Source organism: Pseudomonas syringae (assembly GCF_002157375.1).
GTDB lineage: Bacteria > Pseudomonadota > Gammaproteobacteria > Pseudomonadales > Pseudomonadaceae > Aquipseudomonas > Aquipseudomonas syringae_T.
This window is the reverse complement of sequence record NZ_MTSA01000012.1, coordinates 76,648-92,495: the sequence shown is the minus strand read 5'-3', so window position 1 is coordinate 92,495 and position 15,848 is coordinate 76,648. Positions and strand designations below refer to the sequence as shown.

Genomic DNA, 15,848 nt, shown 5'->3' with positions numbered 1-15,848 from the left:
GGAAACGTCAGTCCTGCAACAAACCGACCGGCAGCGGGATCGATCCGTCGAGCATGATGGCCGCGCGCGCCTCATGGGCCGCTCGCACCGGCCCGAAGGAACGTCGATGGATGGGTGTAGGTCCGAGGCGGGCCAATGCTTCCAGATGCATCGCGGTAGGATAACCCTTGTGCCCGCCGATGCCATAACCCGGATAGACATGCTCAAGAGCTGCCATTTCCCGATCCCGGCTCACCTTGGCCAGAATCGAGGCGGCTGCGATGGCAGGCACCTTGGAATCACCTTTCACCACCGGCGCAGCAGGCACTGACAATTGCGGGCAGCGATTGCCGTCGATCAGGGCCAGCTTCGGCGTGATGCTCAAGCCTTCGACGGCGCGTTTCATCGCCAGCATCGTGGCATGCAAAATGTTCAGTTGATCGATTTCTTCGACCTCGGCCCGGGCGATAAACCAGCACAGGGCTTTTTCCTGAATCTCGACAAACAGCTTTTCACGCCTGGCTTCGGTCAGTTTCTTCGAGTCATTAAGCCCGAGAATGGGTCTGGCCGGGTCAAGAATGACGGCCGCCGTGACCACTGCACCGCACAGCGGGCCGCGGCCGACTTCGTCAACGCCTGCCACCAGATCCTCGACGAGGGTGAAATCCAGACCTGTTTGCATGATGGGCGAACTCACAGTGAAGGTGACTGGCCGAGCAGATTCAATACCGCATCGGCCGCCTGATTGGAGGCATCGCGGCGCAGAATCCGGTGAATATCGTCAAAGCCTGCGGTTTGCGCGTGGCCGTCTTCGATGAGCGGCAACAGCGTGTCGGCCAACGCCTCAGGCGTGGCGTCGTCCTGAAGCAGCTCCGGCACCAGCAAACGCTGAGCCAACAGATTCGGCAAGGAGACGTAAGGGCTTTTGACCAGCCGCTTGAGGACCCAGAAGGTCAACGGCGCCATGCGATAGGCGACGACCATCGGCCGCTTGTACAGCAAGGCTTCCAGCGTTGCGGTACCGGAGGCTATAAGCACCGCGTCGCAGGCCGCCAGCGCGACATGAGACTGCCCGTCGAGCAAGGTGACGGGCAAATGACGGCTGCGCAACAGTTCTTCGACCTGAGTACGTCGTTGCGGGCTGGCACACGGCAGCACGAACCGCAGACCGGGCCGTTGGGCCAGCATGCGCTCGGCAGCATCGAAAAACAGGCCGCCCAGTCGACCGACTTCGCCGCCCCGACTGCCAGGCATCAACGCGACAACCGGGCCTTCCGCAGGCAGGTTCAACCTGGCACGAGCCGCGACGCGATCAGACTCAAGTGGAATGGTGTCTGCCAACGGGTGACCGACAAACTTCACCGGCACGCCCTTCTCTTCGTAAAAACGGGCTTCGAAGGGCAGCAAGGTGAGCATCAGGTCGCAACCTTCGCGAATCTTCAGCACACGCTTCTGGCGCCAGGCCCAGACTGAAGGGCTGACGTAATGCACCGTTTTGATGCCGGCGCGGCGTAACTGAAGTTCGATATTGAGCGTGAAGTCAGGCGCGTCGATACCGATGAAGACGTCCGGCCTTTCATCGATCAGGGTCTTGACCAGCAGCTTGCGCCGGGCCAGCAATTCGCGCAGCCGCCCCAGCACCTCGACAAGCCCCATCACCGACAGACGCTCCATCGGGAAACAGGACTGCATGCCTTCGGCCTCCATCAACGGACCACCCACGCCGATGAACCGGACATCGGGATGGCGCGCCTTGAGGGCACGCATAAGGCCCGACCCGAGGATATCGCCGGAGGCTTCGCCGGCAACCAGTGCGACAAGCAATGGACTGGTCATGGTTAGCGAATGATGCCGCGGGTCGACGTCTGAATGGACTGCATGAACACAGCGACTTCAGGAAACTGTGCCGCTGGCCCAGCCAGCTCATCGAGCGCCTGACCGATGGTCAGCCCCTGACGATAAACCGTCTTGTAGGCCCTGCGCAGCGCATGGATGGCTTCTTCCGAGAAACCGCGGCGGCGCATGCCCTCGAAGTTCATGCTACGCGCTTCGGCCGGGTTGCCAAAGACCGTCACGAACGCCGGAACGTCCTTGCCGATGGCCGTGCCCATACCGGAAAAGCTGTGCGCACCGATGTGGCAGAACTGATGCACGAGGGTGAAACCGGAGAGAATCGCCCAGTCGTCAACGTGAACATGGCCTGCCAGCGCGGTGTTGTTGACCAGAATCACATGATTGCCGATCACGCTGTCATGACCGATGTGTGCATAGGCCATGATCAGGTTGTGATCACCCAACGTGGTTTCGGCGCGATCCTGGACAGTGCCACGGTGAATCGTCACGCCTTCACGAATCACGTTGTGGTCGCCGATGACCAGACGGGTTTCTTCACCCTTGTACTTCAGATCAGGCGTGTCCTCGCCCACCGACGAAAACTGGTAGATGCGATTGTGCTTGCCGATCTTTGTTGGCCCTTTGAGCACAACATGAGGACCGACGACTGTACCCTCGCCAATTTCCACACCGGCTCCGATGATCGACCAAGGGCCGACTTCAACGTTGTCGGCCAGAACGGCCGTCGGATCGATGATTGCGCGAGAGTCAATCAAACTCATAGTTTACGTTCCGCACAGATGATTTCAGCAGAGCATACTGCCTTGCCATCAACTGTAGCCTTGCATTCGAACTTCCAGATCTGGCGTTTGCTGCTCAGGAACTTCGCTTCAAGAACCAGCTGGTCGCCCGGGAGAACCGGTTGACGGAAGCGCAGTTTGTCCGAGCCCACGAAATAATACAGCGTGCCGTCCGACGGCTTGGAATCGAGCATCTTGAACGCAAGAATACCGGCCGCCTGCGCCATCGCTTCGATGATCAACACACCCGGCATGATGGGATGCTCAGGGAAGTGACCGTTGAAAAAAGGCTCGTTGACGCTGACATTCTTGTAGGCGCGAATGTTCTTGTTCTCGATATCCAGCTCGGTCACTCGATCCACCAGCAGGAACGGGTAACGATGAGGCAGATATTCGCGAATTTCTTTGATGTCCATCATTTCGAGGGGAAGCCTGTAGTAAAGATTAGGAGTGCGTCGCGACTGCGCAGCACCCCTCTACATCAAGGAGGCAGTTTATCGACTGAGCACGCTTGATATTAAAAAGGTATCAGCCATCAGATGAGCGATTATCGGCGCGGGTCACCGTCTCCAAGGCCTTTTCAAGCTTTTGCAGACGTCGCGCCATGTCATCGATCTTGCGCAGACGAGTTGCACTCTTGCGCCATTCGGCAGTTGGCTGCATCGCCGTACCCGACGAGTAGGAACCCGGCTCGGTAATGGAATGCGTGACCATGGTCATGCCGGTGATGTAAACGCCATCACAGATGTCGATATGCCCCACCAGCCCGACACCGCCGGCCAACATACAGTGCTTGCCGATTCTGGTGCTTCCGGAGATGCCGACACAGGCAGCCATTGCCGTGTGGTCGCCGATCTGCACGTTGTGGGCAATGTGAATCTGGTTGTCCAGTTTCACGCCATTGCCAATTCGCGTATCAGAAAGCGCGCCACGATCGATCGTGGTATTGACGCCTATCTCGACGTCGTCACCCAGGGTAACGCCACCGATTTGTGCAAACTTCTGCCAGACACCCTTTTCGTTGGCAAAGCCAAAGCCTTCGCCGCCCAGCACCGCGCCTGACTGAATGACCACACGCTTGCCGATGCGCACGTCGTGGTAGAGCGTCACACGCGGCGCCAGCCAGCCACCTTCAGCGATTTCGCTACGGGCACCAATGAAGCAATGCGCACCGATGGTGACATTGGCCGCGATACGGGCACCGCTCTCGATCACAGCAAAAGCGCCGATGCTGGCCGCAGGATCAACCTGCGCATCCTCGGCAATCACGGCTGTCGGATGAACACCTGCGCTGCTTTTAGGCTTGGGGTCGAAAAAATGCGAGATACGCGCACAAGCAAGATAAGGGTCCGGGACAAATAGCGCATCACCGGTGTAACCATCGGCATCTGAGGGCTTTAGCAGCACAGCAGAGGCCTGGGTATCGACCAGGTGTTTACGGTATTGAGATTTTGCCAGGAAGCTGATCTGACCAGGGCCGGCCTCTTCTAGAGCGGCCAGCCCGGTGATTTCCTTGTCCTTGTCGCCACGTAGCGTAGCGCCAAGGAACTCGGCCAACTGGCCGAGCTTGATGGGTATGCTCATGGTTACTTCAGCTGGTTCATGCGCTCGATGACCTGGCGAGTCACGTCATACTGAGGTTTGACGTCAATCACGGCACCGCGCTCGAACACCAGGTCGAAGCCGCCTTTCTTGATGACTTCTTCAACGGCCTGATCCAGCTTCGGCTTGAGTTGCTTGAGCATTTCACGGTCAGCAACAGCCTTGGCTTCGTTCAGCTCCTTGGACTGGAACTGGAAGTCGCGAGCCTTTTGCTTGAATTCAAGCTCCAGACGCTCACGCTCAGGCTGAGCCATCTTGTCGCCACCACTGACCAGACGGTCCTGAATACCTTTGGCACTGCTTTCCAGGCTTTTCAGCTTGGTGAGCTGCGGGCCGAACTTCTTCTCGGCATCCACTGCGTAACGCTTGGCAGCGTCGGATTCCAGCAGGGCCATCTGATAGTTCAGTACAGCGATCTTCATGTCAGCGAATGCAGGGCTGGCGACCAGTACGGTGGCCAGCATTACCAATTGAGTCAACTTACGCACAATACAACTCCTACAAAATTCGTTGCGTTATCAAAGATCAGACGCTTAGAAAGTCTGACCCAGGGAGAATTGGAAGACCTGCGTTTCGGCTTCGTCGTCCGGCTTCTTGATCGGCATTGCCAAGGCGAAGCTCAACGGACCGAGGGCCGTGATCCAGGTGACACCGATACCCACAGAGCTGGCCATGCCGGACAGGTCGATGTCGTTGCACTCGACTTTCTTGCCGCTTGCAGATGTCTTGCTGGAATCGCACTTGGTGTTAAACACGTTGCCGACGTCCCAGAACACGGACGTACGCAGCGAACGCTGATCCTTGACGAACGGCAGCGGGAACATCACTTCTACGCCACCCTGTACGAGGGCGTTGCCGCCGAACGGCAGTGGATCCTGATCCGGGTCCTCCTGAGTTCCCGGGTTTATACCCCGGCTTGGCGTACTGCGAGGACCAAGCGTGCTGTCCTTGAAGCCACGAACCGAGTTGAAACCGCCGGCATAGTAGTTCTCGTAGAACGGCAGACCCGAGGTCGAACCATAACCGTCGCCGTAACCCAGCTCGGTGTGCAGACGCAGGGTGTAGTTGTCGGTGATCGGGTGGAAGTACTGAGCGCGGTAATCCAGCTTGAAGAACGACAGGTCACTGCCCGGCAAGGTGGATTCGAACACCAGGCTTTGCGAATGACCACGGGTGGCCAGGACGCCTTTGTTCAGCGTCGACTCAGACCAGCCCACAGAGCCTTTGAAGTTCAGGTACTTGTCGCCTTCGCGGTTAACGAAGTCAAAGATCTCATCGACAGTGTAACGGCCGGTCTTGATCTCATCCTGCTGCACGGTCAGGCCGTACGTCAGGCGCGAGGTTTCGCTGATCGGGTAGCCGAGGTTGATACCGGCACCCAGGCTGTCAACTGCATAGCTTGCAACATCAACGTCGAGGTCGTCGTAGTTGGTGGTGCGGTAGAACGCGTTGTAACCCAGGCTGACACCGTCCGGCGTGTAGTACGGATCGACGTAGCTGAAGTTGTAACGGCTCTGGTATTCACTGCGGGTCAAGCCGATGCTGACCTTGTTGCCCGTACCCAGGAAGTTGTTCTGGCTGATCGAACCACCCAGAATCAGACCGGCGCTCTGCGCAAAGCCGACGCTGGCGGTGATCGAGCCGGAGGCCTGTTCTTCAACGGCGTAGTTCACATCAACCTGATCGTCGGTGCCCGGAACAGGCGGCGTTTCGACGTTCACTTCCTTGAAGAAGCCCAGACGGTCCAGACGCGTCTTGGACTGGTCGATCAGGTAGGTTGAAGCCCAGCCGCCTTCCATCTGACGCATTTCGCGACGCAGCACTTCGTCTTCCGACTTGGTGTTGCCGCGATAGTTGATGCGGTTGACATAGGCACGCTTGCCGGGATCGACCACAAAAGTGATATCGACCGTGTGATCTTCGTTGTTCGGGGTCGGCACGCCGTTGACGTTGGCGAAGGTGTAGCCTTCGTTACCCAGACGGCGGGTGATCAGCTCGGACGTCGTGGTCATGACCTTGCGCGAGAACACCTGACCCGGCTGAACCAGCAGCAGGGATTTGACCTGATCTTCAGGCACCTTCAGGTCGCCGCTCAGCTTGACCGACTTGACGCTGTATTTCTCGCCTTCATTGATGTTGACCGTGATGTACACGTTCTTCTTGTCAGGTGTGATCGACACCTGGGTCGAGGCGATATCCATGTTGATATAGCCGCGATCAAGGTAGTACGAGCGCAGACGCTCAAGGTCACCCGAAAGCTTTTCACGAGCGTACTTGTCATCGTTCTTGAAGAACGACAGCCAGTTGCTGGTCTTGAGTTCGAACAGGTCGGTCAGGTCTTCGTCAGAGAAAACCGTGTTGCCCACCACGTTGATGTGCTGGATGGACGCAACCGTTCCTTCGTTGATGTTGATCTTCAGACCGACGCGGTTACGCGGTTGAGGAACAACCTCGGCGTCGACCTCGGCGGAGTAACGACCCTGGGCAACGTATTGGCGTTGCAGTTCGTTACGCACACCTTCGAGGGTCGCACGCTGGAAAATTTCACCTTCGGCCAGACCGGACTGTTTAAGCCCTTTCATCAGGTCCTCGGTGGAGATGGCCTTGTTACCTTCAATTTCGATGCTCGCAACAGACGGGCGCTCGACGACGCTGATGACGAGTACGTTGCCATCGCGACCCAGCTGGATATCTTGAAAGAAACCGGTTTTGAACAACGAACGGGTAGCCTCCACCAAGCGACCGTCATCCGCCTGCTCGCCTACGTTCAGCGGCAACGCGCCAAAGACACTGCCGGCGGATACCCGCTGCAGGCCGTTGACACGGATATCGGAGATGGTGAAGGACTCGGCGTGAACTTCAGCGATCATCAGTGCGGAAAGAACCGCAGTTAGCAGCAGACGTTTCATGAAGTCCTTTCTTATTCCAACTGGCAATAAACAAACTGCCGCAAAATGCGGCAGATTCGCAACTCGGCAACGCTTCACAGTCGGCCCAGATCGTTGACCAGCGCGAGCAACATGACGCCCACTACCAGACTGATACCGATCTGCGCACCCCAACCTTGAACCTTTTCCGAAAGGGGACGACCACGCGCCCACTCGATCAGATAAAACAGCAAATGCCCCCCGTCCAGGACGGGAATGGGCAGCAGATTCAGAACCCCCAGGCTAATACTCAGATAAGCGAGGAAGTTCAGAAAATCTCCGATGCCCGACTGGGCCGAAGCGCCCGCCACTTTAGCAATGGTTATCGGTCCACTCAAGTTTTTTACCGAGAGCTCGCCGAACAACATTTTCTTGAGCGAGTCCAGAGTCAGCACACTCATGCTCCAGGTGCGCTTCACGCCCTCGGCCATCGCCGCGAAAGGACCGTAGCTGACCTCGCGCAGCATTTCCGGTGGCCATTCGACAGCTTTTACGCCAGCCCCCAGATAACCGGCGGCCGCCTTGCCTTCACCTTTGGCAGCAAGGGTCACGGGGACGTCCATCTGGACGCCGTCACGCTCGATACGCAGTGAGACGTTCGCCTCGGGACGCTCGCGCACCCGATCAACCACCTGTTGCCACTCATCGAGCGGCTGACCGTCCATCGACACCAGACGATCACCGGTTTTGAGCCCGGCACTCTGGGCCGGGCCTTTCGGATCAATTTCTGCCAGCACCGGCAGCAAGGCCGGACGCCACGGACGAATGCCCAGCGACTTGATCGGGTCAGGCTCTTCAGCGCCTCTCAGCCAGTCGTTCAGCACCAGCTCGCGAGAGGTATCGACCGTCGAGCCCTGATCCCTGACTTTCAAGGCAATGGTGCCGCTTTCACCCAGACGACGGACCAGTTGCAGATTGACGCCCGCCCAACCCGATGTCGGCTCGCCATCCACTGCAACAATTTCCTGCCCGGCGGTCAGGCCGGCCTGCTGCGCGATGCTTCCAGACTCGACAGCCCCGATGACCGGGCGAACCTGTTCGCTGCCCATCATCGCCAGCACCCAGAAAAAGGCGATGGCCAGAATGAAGTTGGCCGTCGGCCCAGCGATCACGATCGCGATACGCTGCCCCACTGTCTTGCGATTGAACGACTGATCGGCCAGTTCTGGCGGAACATTGCCTTCACGCTCGTCGAGCATCTTCACGTAGCCGCCCAGAGGAATCGCAGCCACGACGTATTCGGTTCCCTGACGGTCATGCCAGCGCAGCAGCGGCGTGCCGAAGCCTACTGAAAAGCGCAGCACCTTGACGCCACAGCGCCGAGCCACCCAGAAGTGGCCGAATTCGTGAAATGTCACCAGCACGCCCAAGGCAATCAGGGTGCCGAGAATCATGTATAAAGCGCTCATCAGATTTCTCCGGGTACCGACTGGTCGGCCAGTGTGTTAATCATCGCAGCCCTGGGGCCTGCCCTTGACGCACCACATCAACCCTCGCGTTCACTTTCAGGTATTGCCCGACGGTCATTGCCCGTTTCGTTCGAGCCAGCGGCCCGCCAACAGACGTGCCTTGGCATCTGCCGCAAACACCGCGTCGAGCTCTTCGACCGCCGTCACAGGTTCCTGATTCAGAACCTCCTCGATCATACCGGCGATTTCCGGGTAACGGATACGCCCGTCAAGGAATGCCGCAACCGCCACTTCATTGGCCGCATTGAGCATGGCAGGCGCACTGCCACCCGCCTCGGCGGCCTGACGCGCCAGCCTGAGACAGGGAAAACGACCTTCATCAGGGGCCTGAAAATCCAGCTGACCGATGCGAAACAGGTCCAGCGGTGCGACGCCAGAGTCTACACGTGCAGGCCAGGCCAGCGCATTGGCGATTGGCGTACGCATGTCGGGATTGCCCAACTGAGCCAGCACCGAGCCATCCACGTAGTCGACCAGCGAGTGGATCACGCTCTGGGGGTGGATCACCACCTCGATCTGATCAGGCCGGGCATCGAACAGCCAACAGGCCTCAATCAGTTCCAGCCCTTTGTTCATCATGGTGGCCGAGTCCACTGAAATCTTGCGCCCCATCGACCAGACAGGATGGGCACAGGCCTGTGCTGGCGTCACGTCCTGCAACTGCTCCAGCGGGGTCTCGCGAAAAGGTCCACCTGACGCTGTCAGCATGATGCGCCGAACGCCGACAGCGCCCAGACCACGAGCAAAATCGCCCGGCAGGCATTGAAAAATAGCGTTGTGTTCACTGTCGATAGGCAGCAGCACCGCACCGTTCTGGCGTACAGCCTGCATGAACAGGGCACCGGACATCACCAGTGCTTCCTTGTTGGCCAGCAATACCTTCTTGCCCGCCTCTACCGCCGCCAGCGTCGGACGCAAACCGGCAGCACCGACGATGGCCGCCATCACCGCATCGACCCGCGGATGCGCCGCCACTTCACACAAGCCGCTCTCGCCAACCAGCACGCGCGTATCAAGCCCGGCCGCGGCCAGGTCGTCCTGCAATTTACGGGCGACTAGCTGATCGGGCACCACGGCGTACTGCGGCGTGTGCTTGATGCACAGCCCGAACAACTCGGCCAACCGGCTGAAGCCGGTGAGCGCAAACACCTGATAGAGGGACGGATGACGAGCAACCACATCCAGCGTACTCAGACCAATGGAACCGGTCGCACCCAGAATGGTGATCTGTTGCGGACCACTCACATGACACCCCATTCAGCAGCCCACAGCAGGACGGCGAATACGGGAATGGCAGCGGTGAGGCTGTCTATGCGATCCAGCACGCCGCCGTGTCCAGGCAGCAGATTGCTGCTGTCCTTGATCCCGGACTGGCGCTTGAACATGCTTTCGGTGAGATCGCCGATCACGGAAATGAACACGATCACGGCAGCCCCCAGCAACCCGGCGATAAACTGAATGACCGTCCAGTCGCGGGAAATACCCACGGCGGCAGTAATACCCAGACTCACCACCAGACCGCCATATACCCCTTCCCAGCTTTTGCCCGGGCTCACCTTGGGTGCCAGCTTGCGCTTGCCGAAGGCCTTGCCGGAAAAATAAGCGCCGATGTCAGCCGCCCAGACCAGCACCATCACGGCCAGAATCAGCCAGTTGCCCAGCGGCCACTGCTTGATCAGCACCAGCCCTTGCCAGGCAGGCAGCAGGACCAGCAGACCGATCACCAGCTTGCAGGCTGCACTCGCCCAGTGATTGCTGGAATCAGGGTAAGTGAGGACCAGATAGGTCGCCACGCCCCACCAGATGACTGCAGCGACAAGCACCCAAGGCTCAAGCCCCGGCAGCAGGTACATGAAAAACAGCAGAACGGCGACCAGCGCGGCATAGCCTATGCGCATCGACTGAGAGGCGAACCCCGCCAGTCGCGCCCACTCCCAGGCGCCCAGCACCACGACGCCTCCGATGAACAGGGCGAAATACATGCCGGTCAGCAGGAAAAAGCCACACAGTGCAATCGGCAACAGAATGAGTGCCGTGATAATCCGTTGTTTCAGCATTAAGCCCGGGCTCCAGCTTCTACCTGTTCGCTGGTTCTACCGAAGCGACGTTGGCGAGAAGCGAAATCTGCCAGCGCAGCGCGCATGGCATCGTGTTTGAAGTCCGGCCAGAACAGGTCGGAGAAGTACAGCTCGGCGTAGGCCAGCTGCCAAAGCAGAAAGTTACTGATGCGATGCTCACCGCCGGTGCGAATGCACAGGTCTGGCAACGGCAGGTCGCCGGTCGCCAGACAGGTCTGCAACAGGTCGGGGGTGATGTCCTCCGGTTGCAGATGCCCGGCCTGAACCTCGCGCGCCAGCCGCTGGGCAGCCTGTGCAATGTCCCACTGCCCACCGTAATTGGCAGCGATCTGTAACACAAAGCGGTTGTTGCCGGAGGTCCGCGCTTCCGCTTCGCGCATTGCAGCCTGAAGCTCAGGATGAAAACGCGAACGGTCGCCAATGATCCGCAAGCTGATCTCGTTTTCGTTCAGGCGCTTGGTTTCACGGCGCAAGGCCGTGAAAAACAGCTCCATCAACGCACCGACCTCTTCGGCCGGCCGCTGCCAGTTTTCACTGGAGAACGCGAAAAGGGTCAGCACTTCGACCTTGGCTTCGGCACAGACTTCGATAACAGCCCGCACAGCGTCAACGCCGGCCTTATGACCGGCGACACCTGGCAAAAGGCGCTTCTTGGCCCAGCGATTGTTACCGTCCATGATAATCGCGACATGACGCGGTACCGATGATGGCACGGCCGGTTTTATCTTTTCCATGAAAGCGTCCGAAACCTTAAACAGCCATCAGATCAGCTTCTTTCTGCTTCACCGCCACTTCGATTTCCGCCACGAACTTGTCGGTCAGCTTCTGGATGTCGTCAGCCGCACGGCGCTCTTCGTCTTCGCTGATTTCCTTGTCCTTGACCAGGTCTTTCAACTGGCTCAGGGCATCACGACGGATGTTGCGCACGGCTACGCGCGCATCTTCTGCCGCATCGCGAGCCTGTTTGGTGAAGCCCTTGCGGGTTTCCTCGGTCAGGGCCGGCATGGAGATCAGCAGCAGCTCGCCCAGGTTGGTCGGGTTGAAGCCCAGACCGGAACTCTGGATAGCCTTGTCGACGGCAGCCAGCATGTTGCGCTCGAATGCCACGACCTGAAGGGTGCGCGAGTCCTTGACGGTCACGTTGGCGACCTGGCTCAGCGGGGTGTCTGCACCGTAATACGGAACCATGACACCACCCAGAATGCTCGGGTGAGCCTTGCCGGTGCGAATCCGGGTAAAGGCATGGGTCAGCGACTCAAGGCTTTTCTGCATGCGCACTTGAGCGTCTTTCTTGATTTCGTTGATCATTGTTGGGCTTCCTCGATCAGGGTTCCTTCGGCGCCACCATGGACGATATTCAGAAGGGCACCCGGCTTGTTCATGTTGAAGACACGCAATGGCATCTTGTGATCGCGACACAGGCAGATTGCGGTCAGATCCATCACACCCAGCTTGCGATCCAGCACTTCATCGTAAGTCAGATGATCGAACTTCTCGGCATTCGGGTCCTTGAATGGATCTGCGGTGTACACACCATCCACCTTGGTCGCCTTGAGCACCACATCGGCGTCGATTTCGATCGCGCGCAGGCAGGCAGCCGAATCGGTTGTGAAGAACGGATTACCCGTACCCGCAGCGAAGATCACCACTTCCTTGGCACTGAGGTGGCGCATGGCCTTGCGACGATCATAATGATCCGTCACGCCCAGCATCGAGATGGCCGACATCACGATAGCCGTGATATTAGCGCGCTCCAGCGCATCGCGCATCGCCAGCGCGTTCATCACAGTGGCCAGCATCCCCATGTGATCGCCTGTGACCCGATCCATGCCTGCAGCACTCAATGCCGCGCCACGGAACAGGTTGCCGCCGCCGATGACCAGACCGACCTGAACACCGATACCGACCAGTTGGCCGACTTCGAGCGCCATGCGATCCAGCACCTTGGGGTCGATGCCGAACTCTTCCGAGCCCATGAGGGCCTCGCCGCTAAGCTTGAGTAGAATGCGTTTATAGCGAGCCTGATAACCACTGCCCTGCTGAGCCATTGCGAATCTCTCCTGCGGCGTTTTCTGAAAAAAATCTGTGCGGGCTATTTCAAGCCTGCGCTTACTTTAGCTTGACGCTCCAAAAGCGTCGGGAGAATGCAGCCTTGTGAGCACAATCTCCAAGGAAAATTTCCTTTTCTCTTTCGACAAAGAGGCCGCACGCGTAAGCGGGCAGCCTCTTTGGGGCGACAGTTGGAAAACCGTCTTACTGCTTGCTGGCAGCTACTTGAGCAGCGACTTCTTCAGCGAAGTTGTCGACTGGCTTCTCGATGCCTTCACCGACCTTGAAGTAGGTGAACGATACGATTTCAGCGCCAGCCTTCTTGGCCAGATCACCGATTTTGACTTCAGGGTTCTTGACGAAAGCCTGCTCGACCAGGCTGGCTTCTGCCAGGAACTTGGTGATACGGCCGCCCACCATTTTCTCGACGATTTCAGCCGGCTTGCCTTTGATCTTGTCTTCGTTCAGCTGCAGGAAGACATTCTTCTCGCGCTCGATCGCTTCGGCCGACACTTCCGAAGGGAACAGGAACTCGGGGTTGCTTGCCGCTACGTGCATGGCGATATCTTTAGCCAGCTCGACGTCGCCACCCTTGAGGGTGACAACCACACCGATCTTGTTGCCGTGCAGGTAAGTACCTACAACGTCACCTTCGATGCGCTTCAGGCGGCGGATATTGACGTTTTCGCCAACTTTGCCGACCAGCACCAGACGCGCAGCTTCCTGAGCTTCGATCAGCGGAGCGACATCAGTCATCTTCTCGGCAAAAGCTTTTTCGACGCTTGCAGCGACGAAGCTCTTGAAGTCTTCCTGCAGAGCCAGGAAGTCGGTCTGCGAGTTGACTTCGATGATAACGGCAGCCTTGCCGTCGTCCTTGATAGCGATAGCGCCTTCAGCAGCAACGTTGCCTGCTTTCTTGGCGGCCTTGATGGCGCCGGAAGCACGCATGTCGTCGATTGCTTTTTCGATGTCGCCGCCAGCCTTGGTCAAGGCCTTTTTGCAATCCATCATGCCTTCGCCGGTACGCTCGCGCAGTTCTTTGACCAACGCTGCAGTAATCTCTGCCATTTCAAAATCCTCTTGGATAGGTCTTCAACCATTCCACCCGGCTCGCCGGGCGTGCAATTCTTGAAAAATCAGGGTGGCAGCAACACATGACAGCAAAGTCATGGCTACAGACCGAAAAATCATTTCCTAGGTGGCAAAAAGGGGGCTAAGCCCCCTTTTCGCGTACTGAGTAAACGCCAGGCGTTTTTACTCAGCCCTCTACAGCGGCTGCAGCTGGAGCTTCTTCGACGAATACGTCGGTGCCGCCAGCAACATTGTTACGACCACGGATAACAGCGTCAGCCATCGAACCCATGTACAGCTGGATAGCGCGGATTGCGTCATCGTTGCCCGGGATGATGTAGTCAACGCCTTCAGGGCTGCTGTTGGTATCGACAACGCCAATAACAGGGATGCCCAGCTTGTTGGCTTCGGTGATCGCGATGCGCTCGTGATCAACGTCGATAACGAACAGTGCGTCTGGCAGACCGCCCATGTCCTTGATACCACCCAGGCTGCGATCCAGTTTTTCCAGATCACGGGTGCGCATCAGGGCTTCTTTCTTGGTCAGCTTGGCGAAAGTACCGTCTTCAGCCTGTACTTCCAGCTCGCGCAGACGTTTGATCGACTGACGGATGGTCTTGAAGTTGGTCAGCATGCCGCCCAACCAGCGATGATCGACGTACGGCGAACCGCAACGTGCTGCTTCTTCAGCAACGATCTTGCCAGCGGAGCGCTTGGTGCCGACGAACAGAATCTTGTTTTTGCCCGAAGCCAGGCGCTCAACGAAAGTCAGAGCTTCGTTGAACATAGGCAGGGTTTTTTCAAGGTTGATGATGTGAATCTTGTTACGCGCGCCGAAAATGTACTTACCCATTTTCGGGTTCCAGTAACGGGTCTGGTGGCCGAAGTGGCAACCAGCCTTCAGCATATCGCGCATATTGACTTGGGACATGATAGTTCCTTGATAAGTCGGGTTAGGCCTCCACGTATCCCAATGACCAACCAGTGGCATCTGCCAAGGGCACCCAGGTCATCGTGTCGACACGTGTGTGGGTTTGTGCTTCAAGGACGGACCTTGGAAAGCGGCGCATTTTATATCACAAAAGGGAAGAGAACGGAACTCCCGTGAACTTCTTGTTTTACAGCACTTTAGGCGCGCACCGATTGCCTATAGAAGGAAGCGATGATCACCGGGCGCGGGCGGTCTGATAGAATTGCCGCTTTGCGCACCAGCCGCGTGCCCGACACGTCGAGAGATTCAGTATGACAATCACCCTCAAAACCCCGGAAGACATCGAAAAGATGCGCATCGCCGGCCGTCTGGCCGCCGAGGTCCTGGAAATGATCGCCCCGTACGTCAAACCCGGCATCACCACCGAAGAGCTGGACCGCATCTGCCATGACTATATAGTCAACGAGCAGAAGGCGATCCCCGCCCCGCTCAACTACAAGGGTTTTCCCAAGTCCATCTGCACCTCGATCAATCAGGTGGTCTGCCACGGCATCCCGAGCGATAAAAAGCTGAAGGACGGTGACTCGCTCAACATCGACGTCACCGTCATCAAGGACGGCTACCACGGCGACACCAGCCGGATGTTCCATGTCGGCACGGTTCCGGTATGGGCCGAGCGCTTGTCGAAAGTGACCCAGGAGTGCCTGTACAAGGCCATCGAAATCGTCAAACCCGGCACTCGCCTGGGCGATATCGGCGCCGTCATCCAGAAACACGCTGAAAAAAACGGTTTCTCGGTGGTTCGGGAGTTCTGCGGCCACGGCATCGGCAAGGTGTTTCATGAAGAGCCGCAAGTCATGCACTTCGGCGAGGCCGGCACCGGTATCGAGCTGCAGGAAGGCATGACCTTCACCATCGAACCGATGATCAATCAGGGCCGCCCTGAAACCAAGATTCTGGGTGATGGCTGGACGGCGATCACCAAGGACCGCAAGCTGTCGGCACAGTGGGAACACACACTGCTGGTGACCGCTGACGGTTACGAAATCTTCACTTTACGTAGCGACGATACCATTGCACAAAAGGCGCCCTGACACGGGCTTGCCTGA

16 protein-coding genes are annotated in these 15,848 nt (G+C 58.0%); 1 reads left to right on the top strand and 15 read right to left on the bottom strand.

The features are described from left to right. Positions 1-7: 7 nt before the first annotated feature. The 15 genes from rnhB to rpsB form a co-directional block, all read right to left on the bottom strand. A complete protein-coding gene (gene rnhB, locus BW686_RS16415; protein ID WP_084918725.1) occupies positions 8-661 on the bottom strand; it encodes a ribonuclease HII in 654 nt (217 codons plus the stop codon). Between the two features lie 11 nt (positions 662-672). Continuing rightward, positions 673-1,815, bottom strand: coding sequence for a lipid-A-disaccharide synthase (gene lpxB, locus BW686_RS16410; RefSeq protein ID WP_084918636.1), 1,143 nt, complete (start codon positions 1,813-1,815; stop codon positions 673-675). Between the two features lie 2 nt (positions 1,816-1,817). After that, entirely contained in the window at positions 1,818-2,594 is a 777-nt protein-coding gene (lpxA, locus tag BW686_RS16405; protein ID WP_084918635.1) for an acyl-ACP--UDP-N-acetylglucosamine O-acyltransferase, read from the bottom strand. Continuing rightward, entirely contained in the window at positions 2,591-3,031 is a 441-nt protein-coding gene (gene fabZ, locus BW686_RS16400; protein WP_002554719.1) for a 3-hydroxyacyl-ACP dehydratase FabZ, read from the bottom strand. The genes lpxA and fabZ overlap by 4 nt, the downstream gene beginning before the upstream one ends. A gap of 109 nt (positions 3,032-3,140) precedes the next feature. Next, positions 3,141-4,196 carry a UDP-3-O-(3-hydroxymyristoyl)glucosamine N-acyltransferase gene (lpxD, locus tag BW686_RS16395; protein WP_084918634.1) on the bottom strand — a complete coding sequence of 352 codons (1,056 nt, stop codon included), beginning with the start codon at positions 4,194-4,196 and terminating at the stop codon, positions 3,141-3,143. 2 nt (positions 4,197-4,198) lie between these two features. Further along, entirely contained in the window at positions 4,199-4,702 is a 504-nt protein-coding gene (locus BW686_RS16390; protein ID WP_003314303.1) for an OmpH family outer membrane protein, read from the bottom strand. A gap of 45 nt (positions 4,703-4,747) precedes the next feature. Beyond that, entirely contained in the window at positions 4,748-7,123 is a 2,376-nt protein-coding gene (gene bamA, locus BW686_RS16385) for an outer membrane protein assembly factor BamA (RefSeq protein WP_084918633.1), read from the bottom strand. Positions 7,124-7,197: 74 nt separating this feature from the next. Beyond that, on the bottom strand, positions 7,198-8,550 hold the full coding sequence (gene rseP, locus BW686_RS16380) for a sigma E protease regulator RseP (protein WP_084918632.1): 1,353 nt from the start codon (positions 8,548-8,550) through the stop codon (positions 7,198-7,200). A gap of 114 nt (positions 8,551-8,664) precedes the next feature. Further along, positions 8,665-9,855: a 1-deoxy-D-xylulose-5-phosphate reductoisomerase gene (gene ispC, locus BW686_RS16375; RefSeq protein ID WP_084918631.1), complete on the bottom strand. Its 1,191-nt coding sequence runs from the start codon at positions 9,853-9,855 to the stop codon at positions 8,665-8,667. Further along, positions 9,852-10,667: a phosphatidate cytidylyltransferase gene (locus BW686_RS16370; RefSeq protein WP_084918630.1), complete on the bottom strand. Its 816-nt coding sequence runs from the start codon at positions 10,665-10,667 to the stop codon at positions 9,852-9,854. Before BW686_RS16370 ends, ispC begins: the two co-directional genes overlap by 4 nt. After that, a complete protein-coding gene (gene uppS, locus BW686_RS16365) occupies positions 10,667-11,422 on the bottom strand; it encodes a polyprenyl diphosphate synthase (protein ID WP_084918629.1) in 756 nt (251 codons plus the stop codon). Before uppS ends, BW686_RS16370 begins: the two co-directional genes overlap by 1 nt. A gap of 16 nt (positions 11,423-11,438) precedes the next feature. Next, a complete protein-coding gene (gene frr, locus BW686_RS16360) occupies positions 11,439-11,996 on the bottom strand; it encodes a ribosome recycling factor (RefSeq protein ID WP_084918628.1) in 558 nt (185 codons plus the stop codon). Then, positions 11,993-12,736 carry a UMP kinase gene (gene pyrH, locus BW686_RS16355; RefSeq protein ID WP_002554728.1) on the bottom strand — a complete coding sequence of 248 codons (744 nt, stop codon included), beginning with the start codon at positions 12,734-12,736 and terminating at the stop codon, positions 11,993-11,995. Before pyrH ends, frr begins: the two co-directional genes overlap by 4 nt. Positions 12,737-12,941: 205 nt before the next feature. After that, the gene (gene tsf / locus BW686_RS16350) at positions 12,942-13,805 is read right to left on the bottom strand and encodes a translation elongation factor Ts (RefSeq protein ID WP_084918627.1); all 864 of its coding nucleotides are present in this window, start codon (positions 13,803-13,805) and stop codon (positions 12,942-12,944) included. A 190-nt stretch (positions 13,806-13,995) separates the two neighbouring features. Then, on the bottom strand, positions 13,996-14,739 hold the full coding sequence (gene rpsB / locus BW686_RS16345; protein WP_003314293.1) for a 30S ribosomal protein S2: 744 nt from the start codon (positions 14,737-14,739) through the stop codon (positions 13,996-13,998). Positions 14,740-15,050: 311 nt separating this feature from the next. Here rpsB and map point away from each other — a divergent pair, with 311 nt between their 5' ends. Beyond that, positions 15,051-15,833, top strand: a complete 783-nt coding sequence (gene map / locus BW686_RS16340) for a type I methionyl aminopeptidase (protein ID WP_084918626.1) — start codon at positions 15,051-15,053, stop codon at positions 15,831-15,833. Positions 15,834-15,848: the final 15 nt, after the last annotated feature.